Source organism: Streptomyces sp. NPDC058326 (assembly GCF_042879855.1).
Taxonomy (GTDB): domain Bacteria; phylum Actinomycetota; class Actinomycetes; order Streptomycetales; family Streptomycetaceae; genus Streptomyces.
Genome location: NZ_JBHVZO010000008.1, coordinates 36,465 through 51,173 on the forward strand (window position 1 = coordinate 36,465; position 14,709 = coordinate 51,173).

A 14,709-nucleotide genomic window follows, 5' to 3' on the forward strand; every position below is an offset into this window, starting at 1 on the left:
CGACCTTCCCTGGAGACCCGCATGGCCCTCAAGATCACCGTGATCGGCACCGGCTACCTCGGCGCCACCCACGCCGCGGCCATGGCGGAACTGGGCTTCGAGGTCCTCGGCCTGGACGTCGTCCCCGAGAAGATCGAGCTCCTGTCGTCCGGACGGGTCCCGATGTACGAGCCGGGTCTCGAGGAACTCCTCGCGAAGCACGTGGCCGGCATCGAGGGGTCGAGCGGACGGCTGCGGTTCACCACCTCCTGGGAGGAGGTCGGCGCCTTCGGCGACGTGCACTTCGTCTGTGTGAACACCCCGCAGAAGCACGGGGAGTACGCCTGCGACATGAGTTACGTGGACGCCGCCTTCACCTCCCTCGCCGGGGTCGTACGCGAAGGGGCCCTGGTCGTTGGCAAGTCGACCGTGCCCGTCGGCTCGGCCGAGCGGCTCGCGGGCCTGCTGCCGGAGGGCGTCGAACTCGCCTGGAACCCCGAGTTCCTGCGGGAGGGCTTCGCCGTGCAGGACACCCTGCGCCCGGACCGGATCGTGGTCGGCGTCCACAGCGAGCGCGCCGAGAAGACGCTCCGCGAGGTGTACGCCGGGCCGGTCGGCGAGGGCTCGCCCTTCGTGGTGACCGACTTCCCGACCGCCGAACTCGTGAAGACGTCCGCGAACTCCTTCCTCGCCACCAAGATCTCCTTCATCAACGCGATGGCCGAACTGTGCGAGGCCGCCGGCGGCGACGTCGCCAAGCTGGCCGAGGCGCTCGGCCACGACGACCGGATCGGGCCCAAGTTCCTGCGGGCCGGCATCGGCTTCGGCGGCGGCTGCCTCCCGAAGGACATCCGCGCCTTCATGGCCCGCGCCGGCGAACTGGGCGCCGACCAGGCGCTGACCTTCCTGCGCGAGATCGACTCGATCAACATGCGGCGGCGCGGCCAGATGGTGGAGATGGCCCGGGAGACCCTCGGCGGGAACTCCTTCCTCGGCCGCCGGGTCGCCGTGCTCGGCGCCACCTTCAAGCCGGACTCGGACGACGTCCGCGACTCCCCCGCGCTGAACGTGGCCGGTCAGATACACCTCCAGGGCGGCCAGGTCACCGTCTACGACCCCAAGGGCATGGACAACGCCCGGCGCGTCTTCCCGACCCTCGGATACGCGGACTCGGCGCGCGAGGCGGTGCGCGGGGCCGACGTGGTGCTGCACCTCACCGAGTGGCGCGAATTCCGCGAGCTCGACCCGGCGGACCTGGTGGACGAGGTCGCGTCGCCCGTGCTCCTCGACGGCCGGAACGCGCTGGACGCGGAGCGGTGGCGGGCGGCCGGCTGGACGTACCGGGCGATGGGCCGCCCGCGGGCCTGACACGAGGACACACGAGAGGGAGGGGGCGCGGTCGCGCCCCCTCCCTCCTTCGTACGGCCGGTCAGGCCACGGCCCGCCGGGTGCGGTTCGCGCGGGACAGGAACTCCGTCTCCCGCAGTGCCCGGGTGACGTTCGCGTGGGCGAGCCCGACCAGGTCCTGGGCCGGCCAGCCGCGGCGCAGCAGCTCGGCGAAGAGCGGGACGTATCCGAGGGCCGGGGCCGTCGTGTGCGAGACGCCCGTACAGTGCGGCCCGGCCTCCGTGCGCACCCGGTCCAGGACGTCGGCCGCCGGAACGGGGTCGTCGGTCACCGTGACCATGCAGACGGCGCCGTTGTCTCCGAGCAGGCCCAGGACGTCGTCGGAGAGGCTCTCGGGGGCCGCCCGGGTCAGCAGGACCGGGGCCCGGGTGACGGCGAGGGTGCGGTGGACCGTGTCCTGGTCGGCGCCCGAGAGGTCCACGGCCAGGCCGATGCGGTTCATCTCCCGTACCGCCTCGCGGGCGAAGCGGTCGAAGCGGGTGAGGTTGACGACCCGTACGCCCAGGGCGTGGTAGGCCCGCAGGGTGGCCGCCGAGCCGCCGAGCGTCGTCCAGCCGACGGGGCCCAGGAGGGCGGCGACACGGCCGCAGTTGCGGGCGTGGGACATCTCGCCCGTGGTGTGCGCGAGGCGGAGGTCCTCCGGGCAGGCGGCGACGAGCGCGCGGACGGAGTCGATGCGCCGCAGGGTCCCGATGACGCCCTCGTCGGTGTCGACGAGCAGGGACCAGAACTGGGCCCCGGCCTCACGGGCGCGGACGGGCGGCAGATCCTCGGGGTCGAGGGACCCCGGGAGCTCGGTGTGTCCCTCGGCGACCGGCTGAGCGGCCAGGAGGGCGCGGGCGCGGGCCGTCTCGTCGAGCGGCGGGGGTGGCTCCGGTGCGTCGAGCTCGCCGGCGGCGGCAGGGACGGTGGAGAGGTCGGGAGGGTCGTCTATCAGGTCCGCCATGGTCTTACTCCGAACTCGGCGATGCAGTACCGCCCCGCCGAGTTCGGCGGGGCAGTACCGTCCACCGTGCCACCGGCCCCCCGCGGGGGCGCGGCGGGCTGGACCGTTCGGGTGACCGCCTGGTTACGGTGCGTCGAGGACGTCGATGGTCGCGTTCGACGGTGCCGTACGGCTCCTCAGGTCGCGGGAGACGGCCTCCGCGTCTCGGAGGACGCGGACCGCGTTGGACCAGGTCAGTTTGGCCAGGTCCGGGTGCGACCAGCCGCGGTGCAGCAGCTCCGCGATCAGGTTCGGGTAGCCGGCGACGTCGTCGAGACCGGCCGGGGTGAAGGCCGTCCCGTCGTAGTCGCCGCCGATGCCGATGTGGTCGATGCCGGCGGCCTCGCGCATGTGGTCGAGGTGGTCGGCGACCGTGGCGGCGGTGGCGACCGGGCGCGGGTTCGCCTCCTCGAAGGCGCGGTGCAGCTTCATCGCCCCCGCGGTGGTGTCGAGGTGGTCGAAGCCGTGCGCGCGCAGGTTCTCGTCGGCCCGCGCGGTCCACTCGACGGCCGCGGGCAGGATGAACTTGGGCACGAAGGTCGCCATCGCGACGCCGCCGTTGGCGGGCAGCCGCTCCAGGACGTCGTCCGGGATGTTCCTCGGGTGGTCGCAGACCGCCAGGGCCGAGGAGTGCGAGAAGATCACCGGCGCCGCCGTGGCGTCGAGGGCGTCCCGCATGGTGGTGGCGGCGACGTGCGAGAGGTCGACGAGCATGCCGGAGCGGTTCATCTCGCGGACGACCTGCCGGCCGAACGCGGAGAGCCCGCCGACGCCGGGCCCGTCGGTCGCCGAGTCCGCCCAGTCGTTGTTGTCGTTGTGGGTGAGCGTCATGTAGCGGACGCCGAGGGTGTGCAGCGCGCGCAGGGTGGCGAGGGAGTTGTTGATCGAGTGGCCGCCCTCGGCGCCCTTCAGGGAGGCGATACGGCCCTGCTTCCTGGCCGCCTCCATGTCGTCCGCCGTCAGGGCGGGGGCCAGCTCGCCCGCGTACCGCTCCAGGAGCTGGTCGACGATGTCGATCTGCTCCAGGGTCGCGCTGACCGCGTCGTCGCCGGCCAGCCGGCAGGGCACGTACACCGACCAGAACTGGGCGCCGACGCCGCCGGCCCGCAGCCGGGCGAGGTCGGTGTGGAGCGCGCCGGTCTGGTCCGCGCCGATGTCCATGCGGTCCAGGTCGTACCGCACCTGCTCGCGGAGTGCCCACGGCAGGTCGTTGTGGCCGTCGACGACCGGATGGCCCGCGAGCAGCTCGCGGGCCTCCGCCAGACGGTCGGCCGCAGCGCTCACTTGCCGAAGCCGAAGGAGTCGGCGCCCTCGACCTTGGCCCGCAGCCGCTTGCCCTTCTCGGCCGCCTGGTCGTTGAGCTCCTGCAGGAACTCGTTCATCCGGGTGAGGAGCCCGGGGTCGTGGGCGGCGAGCATCCGGGCCGCGAGCAGGCCCGCGTTCCGGGCACCGGCGACGGAGACCGTGGCGACGGGGACACCGGCCGGCATCTGCACGATGGAGAGCAGCGAGTCCATGCCGTCGAGGTACTTCAGCGGCACCGGGACGCCGATCACGGGGAGCGGGGTGACGGAGGCGAGCATGCCGGGCAGGTGGGCGGCGCCGCCCGCGCCCGCGATGATCGCCTTCAGGCCGCGGCCCGCGGCCTCCTCGCCGTACGCGATCATCTCGCGCGGCATCCGGTGCGCCGAGAGGACGTTGACCTCGTAGGGGATCTCGAACTCGTCGAGCGCCTGGGCCGCGGCCTCCATGACCGACCAGTCGGAGTCGGATCCCATGGCGATGCCGACGACGGGGGAGGTGCTGATGCTGCTCACTCGGTGATCGTTCCTCGCAGGTAGCCGGCGGCGTGACGCGCGCGCTCCAGCACGTCGTCCAGGTCGTCGCCGTAGGTGTTGACGTGCCCCACCTTGCGGCCGGGCTTCACGTCCTTGCCATACATGTGGATCTTGAGCTGCGGGTCCCTGGCCATGCAGTGCAGGTACGCCGCGTACATGTCCGGGTAGTCGCCGCCCAGGACATTGCACATCACGGTCCACCGCGCGCGCGGCCGCGGATCGCCGAGGGGCAGGTCGAGGACCGCGCGGACGTGGTTGGCGAACTGCGAGGTGATCGCCCCGTCCTGGGTCCAGTGACCGGAGTTGTGCGGGCGCATCGCCAGTTCGTTGACGAGGATGCGGCCGTCCGTGGTCTGGAACAGCTCGACGGCGAGGTGGCCGACGACGCCGAGCTCCTTGGCGATCCGGAGGGCCAGCTCCTGCGCCTGGCCGGCGAGCTCGCCGTCGAGGCCGGGCGCGGGCGCGATCACGGTGTCACAGACGCCGTCGACCTGACGGGACTCGACGACCGGGTAGGCGACGGCCTGGCCGTGCGGGGAGCGGACGATGTTCGCGGCGAGCTCGCGCGTGAAGTCGACCTTCTCCTCGGCGAGGACCGGGACCCCCGCGAGGAACGGGTCGCGGGCCTCCTCCGGCGTACGGACGAACCAGACGCCCTTGCCGTCGTAGCCGCCGCGCACGGTCTTGAGGATGATCGGGAAGCCACCGCCCTCGGCGGCGAAGGCCGCCGCGTCCTCCGGGTCCGCCACGATGCGGTGCCGGGGGCTGGGCGCGCCGATCTCGTCGAGCTTCGCGCGCATCACCCCCTTGTCCTGGGCGTGCACAAGGGCGTCGGGGCCCGGGCGGACGGGAATGCCGTCCGCTTCGAGGGCGCGCAGGTGCTCCGTGGGGACGTGCTCGTGATCGAAGGTGATCACGTCGCATCCGCGCGCGAAGTCACGCAGCGTGTCCAGGTCGCGGTAGTCGCCGATGACGACCTCGCTCACCACCTGGGCCGCGGAGTCCTGCGGGGTGTCGCTGAGGAGCTTGAACTTGATGCCGAGGGGGATGCCCGCCTCGTGGGTCATACGGGCGAGCTGCCCGCCGCCGACCATGCCTACTACGGGGAACGTCACCCTCTTAGGGTATCCGCACCATCCGGGAACACTCGTCCGGCTGTGGTTTGGCACAAGAACACCGCAGGTGAAGCCCTGGTTCTCCAGGGGTTTACGAGGTACACGGGCGGGTGACAGGAGCGCTGGTTAGCATGGATGGGTTGACGTCGCCCGGACGTCATCCGGACGGACGGGACAGAGCCATCACCATGAGTGAACCCGGCGCGCTGCGCACGCGACTCGACCGGCTCGTCCGCGAGGTCGCCAAGTTCGGGGTGGTCGGCGGTCTCGGCGTCCTGGTCAACCTCGGCGTCTTCAACCTGGTCCGCGGCACGACCGACATCCCGATGGTGCGGGCGAGCCTGATCGCCACCGTCGTCGCCATCGTCTTCAACTACGTGGGGTTCCGCTACTTCACGTACCGCGACCGGGACAAGTCGGGGCGGACGAAGGAGATGTCGCTGTTCCTGCTGTTCAGCGTCGTCGGCATGGTCATCGAGAACGGCGTGCTCTACGCGGCGACGTACGGCTTCGGCTGGGACGGCCCGCTGGCCAGCAACTTCTTCAAGTTCTTCGGGATCGGCATCGGAACGCTGTTCCGCTTCTGGTCGTACCGCACCTGGGTGTTCCGTGCGCTGCCCGCGAAGGAGGCGGTGCAGACCGCCGAGTCCTTCCTGGAGCAGGCCCCGCGGCAGGCGACCCGCCGCCAGCCCGACCGCGTCTGACCAGCCCTTCTCAGCGTACGGGGCGGTCCCTGGGCTCGTCCGAGACGCTGCGGACCTCCCGGCTCAGGAAGAGCGCGAAGACCGGCGGCTGCTGCTGGAGCAGTTCGAGCCTGCCGCCGTCCGCCTCCGCCAGGTCGCGGGCGACCGCGAGGCCGATGCCGGTGGAGCTGCGGCCGCTGACGGCCCGCTCGAAGATCCGGGCGCCGAGGTCGGCCGGGACGCCCGGGCCCTCGTCGGTGACCTCGATCACCGACTGGTTGCCGATGACCCGGGTCCTGAGGGCGACCGTGCCGCCGCCGTGCATGAGCGAGTTCTCGATCAGGGCCGCGAGCACCTGGGCGACCGCGCCCGGGGTGCCGACGGCCCGCATCCCCTGCTTGCCCGAGTGGACGATGGCCCGCCCGGCGCTGCGGTAGGCCGGCCGCCACTCCTCGATCTGCTGCTTGACGACCTCGTCCAGGTCGAAGGCGACGGCGGAGCCGGAGCGCGGGTCCCTGGAATTGGTCAGGAGCCGCTGGACGACGTCGGTGAGCCGCTCGACCTGGGTGAGCGCGATCGTGGCCTCCTCCTTGACCGTGTGCAGGTCGTCGGCGAGGGCCACTTCCTCCAGGCGCATGGAGAGCGCGGTGAGGGGCGTCCGCAGCTGGTGCGAGGCGTCGGCGGCGAGCCTGCGCTCGGCGGTGAGCATCCGGGCGATGCGTTCGGCGGAGGCGTCGAGGACGTCCGCGACCCGGTCGAGCTCGGGCACCCCGTACCGCTTGTGCCGGGGCCGCGGGTCGCCGGAGCCGAGGCGTTCGGCGGTCTCCGCGAGGTCGGTGAGCGGTGAGGTCAGCTTGTTCGCCTGACGTACGGCGAGGAGGACGGCGGCGATGACGGCGAGCAGGGCCACCGCGCCGATGATCAGGAGGGTGCGGCCGACCTCGTCGGTGACGGTGGAGCGGGACTCCTCGACGGTCACGGTCTCGCCGCGCTCGCCCTCGGCGAGGCCGCGGATGACGTCCCCTTCGGGACGGGTGCCGATCTCGATGGTGTCGCGGCCGGGGATGTGGATCTGGGCGTACCGCTTGGCGCCGCTCTGCTCGGCGAGGATGTCCGGGTTGACCGGCTCGCCGCCGATGAGCCGGCTGTCGACGATGGAGGCGAGCCGCACCGCCTCGGTGTCCACCCGCTCCTGGGCGGTGCTGGTGATGGTGCGGGTCTCGACGATGACGAGGGAGACCCCGAACACCGAGATGACGACGAGCACCACGGCGAGCGTGGAGTTGATCAGTCGGCGGCGCATGGCGTGGGGGTGGCTCAGCTCTTCTCGAAGCGGAAACCGACTCCGCGCACGGTGGCGATGTAGCGCGGGTTCGCCGCGTCGTCGCCGAGCTTCTTGCGCAGCCAGGAGATGTGCATGTCGAGGGTCTTGGTGGAGGACCACCAGGTGGTGTCCCAGACCTCGCGCATCAGCTGGTCGCGGGTGACGACCCGGCCGGCGTCCCTGACCAGGACCCGGAGCAGGTCGAACTCCTTCGCGGTGAGCTGGAGCTCCTCCTCGCCCATCCAGGCGCGGTGCGACTCGACGTCGATCCGTACGCCGTGGGTCGCGGGGGCGACGGCGGGCTCGCTGGAGCCGCGCCGGAGCAGGGCCCGGACCCGGGCGAGGAGTTCGGCGAGCCGGAAGGGCTTGGTGACGTAGTCGTCGGCGCCGGCGTCGAGCCCGACGACGGTGTCGACCTCGTCGGCCCGTGCGGTGAGCACCAGGATCGGGACCGCGTGCCCCTCGGCGCGCAGCCGCCGTGCGACCTCGAGACCGTCCATGCCGGGCAGGCCCAGGTCGAGCACGACCAGGTCCACTCCGCCCTGGAGTCCGGCGTCGAGTGCGGTCGGACCGTCCTCGCGGACCTCGACCTCGTACCCCTCTCTCCGCAGGGCACGGGCCAGCGGTTCCGAGATGGAGGCGTCGTCCTCGGCGAGCAGTACACGGGTCATGGGGTGATGGTAGTCGGCACGGGTACCGGGGCGGGGCGTGATGTGCAAGGACCGGGTAACCCTTGGAGATCTTGTGACCATCCAGCACATGACCTTGGAATGGCCTTGTACGGTTGCAGTTCTACCTGTGATCCATCTCTCAAGTCCTTCCATATCCGGCACTGTCGTGTCGTATGGTGTCGAGACGTCTGTAGCGGTAAACGGGGACCTTTGGCCAGCTTCGCGGGCCAAGGTCCTCTTTCTGCGTGAGGTCGGCCCCGCCGATCCTCGAAGACGGCGAATGACCTGTGGGCCGGGTCCCGGGACGCGCAGACGCGTCTCCCGGGGCGTGGATCCCGGTGGGGCCGTACCGGCTCCCGCCGGTGCCGGCCTCCCCCACCGGGCGCACCACGCTCACAAGGCGCGCGTCCCGACAGAGCAAGGATCGACATGGCGTCCAGCCTGACGAAGGACTCGGCCGACACCCTCGGCTACGAGAAGACCTTCCTCGGCCACCCCCGCGGCCTGGCCACTCTCTTCATGACCGAGATGTGGGAGCGGTTCTCCTACTACGGCATGAGGGCCCTTCTCGTTCTGTACCTGGTCTCCGGCGGCGTGGACGCCGCCACGGGCAGCCAGGGCGGCGGCCTCGCGATGACCGCGGCGACGGCGACGGCGATCTACTCCGTCTACGTCTCGATGGTCTACCTCATGGCCATGCCCGGCGGCTGGTTCGGCGACCGCGTCTGGGGCGCCCGCAAGACCGTCACGATCGCGGCGTCCGTGATCATGCTCGGCCATGTCTCGCTGGCCCTCCCGGGCCAGGCGATGTTCTTCGTCGGTCTCGCACTCGTCGCGGTCGGCTCCGGTCTGCTGAAGGCCAACATCTCGACGATGGTCGGCCACCTCTACAAGAACGCGGACGACCCGCGCCGTGACGGTGGCTTCACGATCTTCTACATCGGCATCAACCTGGGCGCGTTCCTCGCTCCCCTGGTGATCGGCACCGTCGGCGAGAAGGTCAACTGGCACCTGGGCTTCGCCCTCGCCGCCGTCGGCATGGGCCTGGGCCTCGCCGTCTTCCTGCTCTTCGGCAAGACGCTGAACCCGAAGAGCAGCGAGGTCCCGAACCCGCTGTCCGCCGAGGAGCGCAAGGCCGTCATCACCAAGGCCGCCGTCGTCACCGTCGTGATCGCCGCGTTCTACGGTGCCGTCGTCGCCCTGGGCATGTACACCCTGAACTGGGCGATGGTCCCGATCACCCTCGCCGGTCTGATCATCCCGGTCGCCGTCCTGGCCCGCATCAAGCGCGACAAGGACCTGAGCTCCGGCGAGAAGTCCCGCGTGACCGGCTACATCTGGTTCTTCGTCGCCGCCGCCATCTTCTGGATGATCTACGACCAGGGTGGCTCGACGCTGTCCCTGTTCGCCGACGACAAGACCGCCGACACCATCTTCGGCCTCGGCTTCCCCGCCACCTGGTACCAGTCGCTGAACCCGCTGTACGTCATGGCGCTGGCCCCGGTCTTCGCCTGGCTGTGGCTGTGGCTGGCCCGCAAGAACCAGGAGCCGAACACCATCGTGAAGTTCGCGATGGGTCTCGTCCTGGTCGGCGCGTCCTTCTTCGTCTTCATCGTCCCGATGAACATGGCGGGCGACGGCACCAAGGTCTCCCCGATGTGGCTCGTCTCGATCTACATGATCCAGACCATCGGCGAGCTGTGCCTCTCCCCCGTCGGCCTCTCCGTCACCACGAAGATGGCGCCGCAGAAGTACGCCTCCCAGATGATGGGTGTCTGGTTCCTCGCCGTCACCGCCGGTGACTGCACGACGGGTCTGCTCTCCATCGCGGGTGTCGACCTCAACGGCACGGGAATCATCGGCATCCAGGCGGCGCTCGCCGTCGCGGCCGGATTCGCGATCTACATGTACCGCAAGAAGGTCCAGGGCCTCATGGGCGACGTCCACTGACGCTTGCAGGTCCGCGGAGGCCGCCGCACCGGGTCCGGTGCGGCGGCCTCCGTCGTTCTCTCACCTCCTGAGCCGCGCCCACGGGGTGAAGGTGAACACCGCGCCGCCGAGCAGGATCACCGTGCCCGCGACCAGGGCGAGGGCGCGCAGGGCGCCGTCGCTCTCGGCGCCGGTCTCCGCGAGGTTCCCGCCGTCGGAGCCGCCGGAGCCCGAGCCCGATCCTGAGCCGGTGGTCGTGCTCGTACCGCCGTCGGAGCCGCCGGACGCGCCGCCCGCCTGCTTGCTGGTGTCCAGCTCCAGGGAGGCCTGGACCGCGCCCTTGACCGCGCAGGGGATCACGATCGGGGTGCCGCCGAGCGAGACGCTGATGGTGAGCGCGCCCGGGCTGAGGGTGGACCGGCCCGTCGCCCCCGGCGTGTACGTGCCCTTCATGTCGGACAGGTCGACCGGCTTGCCCGCCTCCAGCGGGGCGGCGTTGGCGGGTCCCGTGACCTTCACCGTCCCCCCGTCGGCACCGCCGACCTTGACGGCCATGGACGGCTTGAGTGCGCCGGCCGGGAGGGCCGCAGGGCTGTTCATGACGCCCTTGGCGGTCTTGACGGTGAGGTCGTAGCCGTTGCCGTTCTTCTTGGCGTCGATCGTCACCTTGGAGGCGATCGAGGCGGGGCCGGGGGGCTGGCAGGAGAACTGCACGGAGACCTGCTTGCCGGGGAAGTCGGTCTGCCCGCCGCCCCCGCCGGAGCCTCCGGAGCCTCCGCCGGAGGTGGACGTGGAGCCGCCCGTACCGCCGCCGGAGCTGGTGGAGGAGCCGCCGGTGCTGGTCGATCCTCCGCCGGTGCTGCTCGTACCGCCGGAGGTGGTCGTGGTGCCGCCGGTGCTGCTCGTACCGCCGGAGGTGGTCGTGGTGCCGCCGGTGCTGCTCGAACCGCCGGAGGTCGTGGTGCCGCCGGTGCCGCTCGTACCGCCCGACGTCGTCGTCCCGCCTCCGTCCGCCGTCACCTTGATCGTCGCGGCGACCGGGACCGTCTCCTTCGGCGCGCACTTCGTGTCCGTCGACAGCGGCTTGGACACGTTGATCGTGTACTTGTCCGGCGTCAGCGTGATCTCGCCCGCCTTCTCCAGCTTCAGCTTCCCCTTCATGTCGGGGAGCACCATCGGGCTGTTCTTGGGGATCGGCGGGTTCTTCCGCGGTCCCTCCATCGCCACCGTGCCGCTCGCCGCGCCGCCCACGGTGAGGACGCCAGTCGGTTTGACCGTGTCCTCGCCGAGGTCGAGCACGTCGGGGTTCTTCGAGGCGGCCTGGACCGTCTTCCAGACGATCTCGACCTCGTCTCCGACCTTGGCCTCCGCCGGTGCGGTGATCAGCACCTTCGTGGTGCCCTGCACGGGCGGAAGCCCGGAGATGGACGGCGGGATGCACTCCGTCCGGTACGAGACCTCGGCGGCCTGGGCGGGGCCGGCGGAAATCAGGATCCCCGCGCCGCCGAGCATCAGCGCGACTCCGGCCGCGCTCATCCTCCGTTGCGTACTCACGCATGTCCCTTCGTCGTCGGGCTGCTCTCCGGTGCTGACGGTGCGGAGTCAGGACTGAACCACGGCAGGACCGCGGTCGGTCCGTCGTCCCCCGGGTCCCGCCGCGCGGGAACGGGGGCACGTGTACGGGGCCGCCGGCGGCGCGGGGGCCGGGCCCGGGCAGGGCTGGCGGCCGGACGGACGCGGTCCACCACCGCCATCCCGATCCGGAACAGAGCCGCCGGTACGACGAGGGCGAGGAGAGCCCAGAAGAGCGTCACGCCCCAGGGTCTGCCGACCCCCCACGGCTGCTCGGCCAGGACCTTGCCCGCGTACCGCACGGAGACCTGGTAGTCGCCGTGCGCGCCCGCCGCGAGTTCCACCGGGAGCCGGACGAGGGCCTTCCCGCCGGGTGCGACGGTGCCGCGCCACTGGTGTTCCTCGTACTGCGGCGCGAAGACGCCGTGGCCGGTGCCGACCTGGAAGACGGGGTCCTTGACGGCTGCGGAGCCCAGGTTGCCGACGGTGAGGACGATCTCCCGGCGCGGCGGCGCCCCGAACCAGGTGAGGAGGCCGCTGGAGCCGTCGAGGCGTACCGCGGCGAGGACGGCGAGCCGCCCGTCGCCGGAGGCCTCGGGGAGCGGGGCCGTGGGGTGCCCGGCGACGGTGAACTCCCGGTCGACGGCGTCCTGCTGGCCGGTGACCCCGGCCACGTGCACGACGCAGGGGCAGGGCTTGGGGGGCTCGGCGACCGGGAGTCTCGTACTGAACGCGCCCCGGACGTCGACGGTGGCGGCCCTGCCCTCGGTGTTGGCACAGGAGTTGGTGCCGCCGATGACGCCCGTACCGGGGGCGGACTGGCCGCAGATCAGGAGCATGAGCAGCGCGCCCGGCTTCCAGCCGCTGCCGCTGACGGTGATCGAGCCGCCCTTGCCGCCCTCCTCCTGGGAGAGTTCGACGACGGGGCCGGGGGCGGCGTGTGCCGGGGCGGCGGGCAGCAGAGCGAGGGCGAGGACCGCCAGGAACGCCGTGGCCGTACGTGTCCATCTCATGGGGTCGCTCCCGCCGACGCCGGTGGGGTACGGGACCCTCCGCGCCGCCGTAGCGCGTGTCCGCCGCCGGCCGCCGCCGCGAGGAGCAGGCCGGCCGCGCCGGTGAGCGCTGGGCCCGAGGCGAAGGAGGCCTCGGCGCGGGCGGTGGCAGGGGCGGCGCCCTGGGCGGTGGCCGTCAGCCGGACGGTGACGGAGTCGAGGCCGGGCGGGTCGGGCCAGGGTTCGGTGCGGGTGGTCCGTTCGCCGGGGCGGAGGGTGAGCGGCAGGGGGCGGCGGGGCCGGTCGAGGAGGGTGCCGAGGACGCCTTCGGCGTGGACCGCGAGGTGCGGGGCGAGGACGGTGGTACCACGGTTGACCAGGGTGTAGCGGAGGGTGCCGGTCGCGGTCTCGACGTGGACGTCCTCGACGGTGAGGGCGGCGAGCCGGGGGCCGCTGACCCGTAGCCGCAGGTCGACGCGTATCTCCCGGTCCGCCGCCGCTGCCCGTACGGTGCCCCGGTGTTCGCCCGGCGGAGTGTCCGCGGTGACGGTCACGGCGAACGGCACGTCCGCCCTGGTCCTCGCGGGCACGGTCACGGTCCGGGCGGCGAAGGACACGGGCGCGCCGTGGCCGCTGAGCCGTACGGTGAGCGGCCGGGCGCCCGGGTTGGTCAGCGACAGGGTGTCCTGGAGGACGCTCCCGGCGGGACCCTCCAGATAGGCGTACGGCCGTCCGGCGGCCGGCGCCGCCGTCCAGGCCCGGGTGCCGGGGGGAGCCGCCGTCCGGTCCTCGGTGCCGGGGGGAGCCGCCGCGACCGCGCCGATGAGGGCGGTCACGGCGGCCACGAGTCCGGTGCGTGCCGCTGTCCTGGGCGCCTGGCGTGCCGGACGCCGGCCCGGGCGTGCCGCCGTCCGCATCAGCGTGCCGTGCGCCGGGTGAGCCAGAGGACTCCTGCGGCGCCGGTCAGCAGGACGGTGCCGCCGAGGGTGCCGAGGGCCATGGCGGAGTCGAGCGGGCCAGTCCTGGGCAGTTCGGCTCCGGTGTCCTCCGGGTCGTCGGCGGGCGGTGGGGTGCCGGAGCCCCCGGAGACGCCGCTGACCTGGAGTTCGAGCGACGGCGCGGGGCTGTTCTCCGGGGTGCAGACGGCCGCGTCCATGCCGAGGGCGTGGACGGTGAGCCTGCCGGCCGTGAAGGTGACCTTTCCGTTCTTCTTCGGGGTGTACGTGCCCGTCAGCGTGCCGATCCTGATGGGGGTGTCGGGCGGGACGGCGGCCGTGTTGGGCGTTCCCTTGACCTGGACGGTGCCTTCGGCGTCGCCGCCGAGGACGAGTTCGGCGCGCGGGGTCATGACCCCCTTGGGGAGTTCGACCGGGCTGTCGGAGACGCCCTTCTCGAACGACATGGTGATCGTGTAGGCGCTGCCGTTCCTGACGGCCTTGATGTCGACGGGTGAGACGGCGCTCTTGGGGCCGATCTTCGTCTCGCAGGCGTAGGCGACGTCGACGACGGCCGCCTGCGCGGCCGGGGCGCCGGCCAGCACGGCCGCGCCCGCCACCGCGGCCGTGAGCGCGGCGGTCGTTCTTCTCCGGTTCGGCTCCTTGGACACCCCGAGCACCCCTCACCGCAAGGCAACTGACGGTCTATCAGATTGGGCGTCAAGGTACGCCTGAGGCCTTGCGGAGGGAAGGCAGGAGAACGAGTGGGATTGTGAAGGTCCCAGGGGGGCGGGGGCGGCGCGCGGCTCCGCAGGGGCGGGGCGCCCCTGGGGTCAGGTCCTAGACGGGCGAGGCGAGTTCGGCCCAGACCGTCTTGCCGGGCGCGCCCGGGGTGCGCTCGATGCCCCAGTCGAGGCAGAGGCGCTGCACGATGAACATCCCGTGGCCGCCGGGCCGGCCGGACCGGTGCGGGGTGCGGGGCGCGGGCTGGCCCGCGCCCCGGTCGGAGACTTCGAGGCGCAGGACCTTGGCGAGCCGCAGGACGCGGAGGCGCTCAGGGCCCTCGGCGTGCAGGCACGCGTTCGTGACGAGTTCGGAGACGACGAGGAGGACGTCCTCGGCGGCGGCCCTGCGGTCGGCGGTGGCGGCAGGCAGCCAGCCCCATTCGTGGAGCGCCGTCCGTGTGAAGTCACGGGCGAGCGGAACGGTTCCGCTGGTCTCGCCGAGGGCGAGCGTACGGACGTCGGAAGCTTGGTCCATCAGCGCTTCACCTCACCGA

Annotated in this window: 14 protein-coding genes; 3 read left to right on the forward strand and 11 right to left on the reverse strand. The window is 72.0% G+C overall.

The features are described from left to right. Positions 1-21: 21 nt before the first annotated feature. Positions 22-1,347 carry a UDP-glucose dehydrogenase family protein gene (locus ACFVYX_RS16900; RefSeq protein WP_389682130.1) on the forward strand — a complete coding sequence of 442 codons (1,326 nt, stop codon included), beginning with the start codon at positions 22-24 and terminating at the stop codon, positions 1,345-1,347. A gap of 61 nt (positions 1,348-1,408) precedes the next feature. Here ACFVYX_RS16900 and ACFVYX_RS16905 read toward each other — a convergent pair whose 3' ends face one another. The 4 genes from ACFVYX_RS16905 to ACFVYX_RS16920 all read right to left on the reverse strand — a co-directional run bounded on the left by ACFVYX_RS16905 (position 1,409) and on the right by ACFVYX_RS16920 (position 5,378). After that, on the reverse strand, positions 1,409-2,332 hold the full coding sequence (locus ACFVYX_RS16905) for a membrane dipeptidase (protein WP_389682131.1): 924 nt from the start codon (positions 2,330-2,332) through the stop codon (positions 1,409-1,411). Positions 2,333-2,455: 123 nt separating this feature from the next. Next, entirely contained in the window at positions 2,456-3,655 is a 1,200-nt protein-coding gene (locus ACFVYX_RS16910) for a dipeptidase (protein ID WP_389682132.1), read from the reverse strand. Next, positions 3,652-4,149: a 5-(carboxyamino)imidazole ribonucleotide mutase gene (purE, locus tag ACFVYX_RS16915; RefSeq protein WP_389682347.1), complete on the reverse strand. Its 498-nt coding sequence runs from the start codon at positions 4,147-4,149 to the stop codon at positions 3,652-3,654. Before purE ends, ACFVYX_RS16910 begins: the two co-directional genes overlap by 4 nt. Positions 4,150-4,184: 35 nt before the next feature. Then, positions 4,185-5,378, reverse strand: coding sequence for a 5-(carboxyamino)imidazole ribonucleotide synthase (locus ACFVYX_RS16920; RefSeq protein ID WP_389682133.1), 1,194 nt, complete (start codon positions 5,376-5,378; stop codon positions 4,185-4,187). A gap of 134 nt (positions 5,379-5,512) precedes the next feature. On the opposite strand from ACFVYX_RS16920, the gene ACFVYX_RS16925 reads away from it, so the two are divergent. After that, on the forward strand, positions 5,513-6,028 hold the full coding sequence (locus ACFVYX_RS16925) for a GtrA family protein (RefSeq protein WP_389682134.1): 516 nt from the start codon (positions 5,513-5,515) through the stop codon (positions 6,026-6,028). A gap of 10 nt (positions 6,029-6,038) precedes the next feature. On the opposite strand, the gene ACFVYX_RS16930 is transcribed toward ACFVYX_RS16925, so the two are convergent. After that, a complete protein-coding gene (locus tag ACFVYX_RS16930) occupies positions 6,039-7,310 on the reverse strand; it encodes an ATP-binding protein (RefSeq protein WP_389682135.1) in 1,272 nt (423 codons plus the stop codon). Between the two features lie 14 nt (positions 7,311-7,324). After that, complete coding sequence (locus tag ACFVYX_RS16935; RefSeq protein ID WP_389682136.1) at positions 7,325-8,002, reverse strand: response regulator transcription factor; 678 nt, start codon at positions 8,000-8,002, stop codon at positions 7,325-7,327. Positions 8,003-8,431: 429 nt separating this feature from the next. On the opposite strand from ACFVYX_RS16935, the gene ACFVYX_RS16940 reads away from it, so the two are divergent. Then, positions 8,432-9,952: a peptide MFS transporter gene (locus ACFVYX_RS16940; protein ID WP_389682137.1), complete on the forward strand. Its 1,521-nt coding sequence runs from the start codon at positions 8,432-8,434 to the stop codon at positions 9,950-9,952. Between the two features lie 60 nt (positions 9,953-10,012). Here ACFVYX_RS16940 and ACFVYX_RS16945 read toward each other — a convergent pair whose 3' ends face one another. The 5 genes from ACFVYX_RS16945 to ACFVYX_RS16965 all read right to left on the reverse strand — a co-directional run bounded on the left by ACFVYX_RS16945 (position 10,013) and on the right by ACFVYX_RS16965 (position 14,690). Further along, entirely contained in the window at positions 10,013-11,467 is a 1,455-nt protein-coding gene (locus ACFVYX_RS16945; protein WP_389682138.1) for a hypothetical protein, read from the reverse strand. Positions 11,468-11,481: 14 nt separating this feature from the next. After that, entirely contained in the window at positions 11,482-12,516 is a 1,035-nt protein-coding gene (locus ACFVYX_RS16950; protein WP_389682139.1) for a hypothetical protein, read from the reverse strand. After that, the gene (locus ACFVYX_RS16955) at positions 12,513-13,340 is read right to left on the reverse strand and encodes a hypothetical protein (RefSeq protein WP_389682140.1); all 828 of its coding nucleotides are present in this window, start codon (positions 13,338-13,340) and stop codon (positions 12,513-12,515) included. Before ACFVYX_RS16955 ends, ACFVYX_RS16950 begins: the two co-directional genes overlap by 4 nt. A 71-nt stretch (positions 13,341-13,411) precedes the next feature. Then, entirely contained in the window at positions 13,412-14,101 is a 690-nt protein-coding gene (locus tag ACFVYX_RS16960) for a peptidase (RefSeq protein ID WP_389682141.1), read from the reverse strand. Positions 14,102-14,270: 169 nt separating this feature from the next. Beyond that, complete coding sequence (locus tag ACFVYX_RS16965) at positions 14,271-14,690, reverse strand: ATP-binding protein (RefSeq protein ID WP_389682142.1); 420 nt, start codon at positions 14,688-14,690, stop codon at positions 14,271-14,273. Positions 14,691-14,709 lie beyond the last annotated feature (19 nt).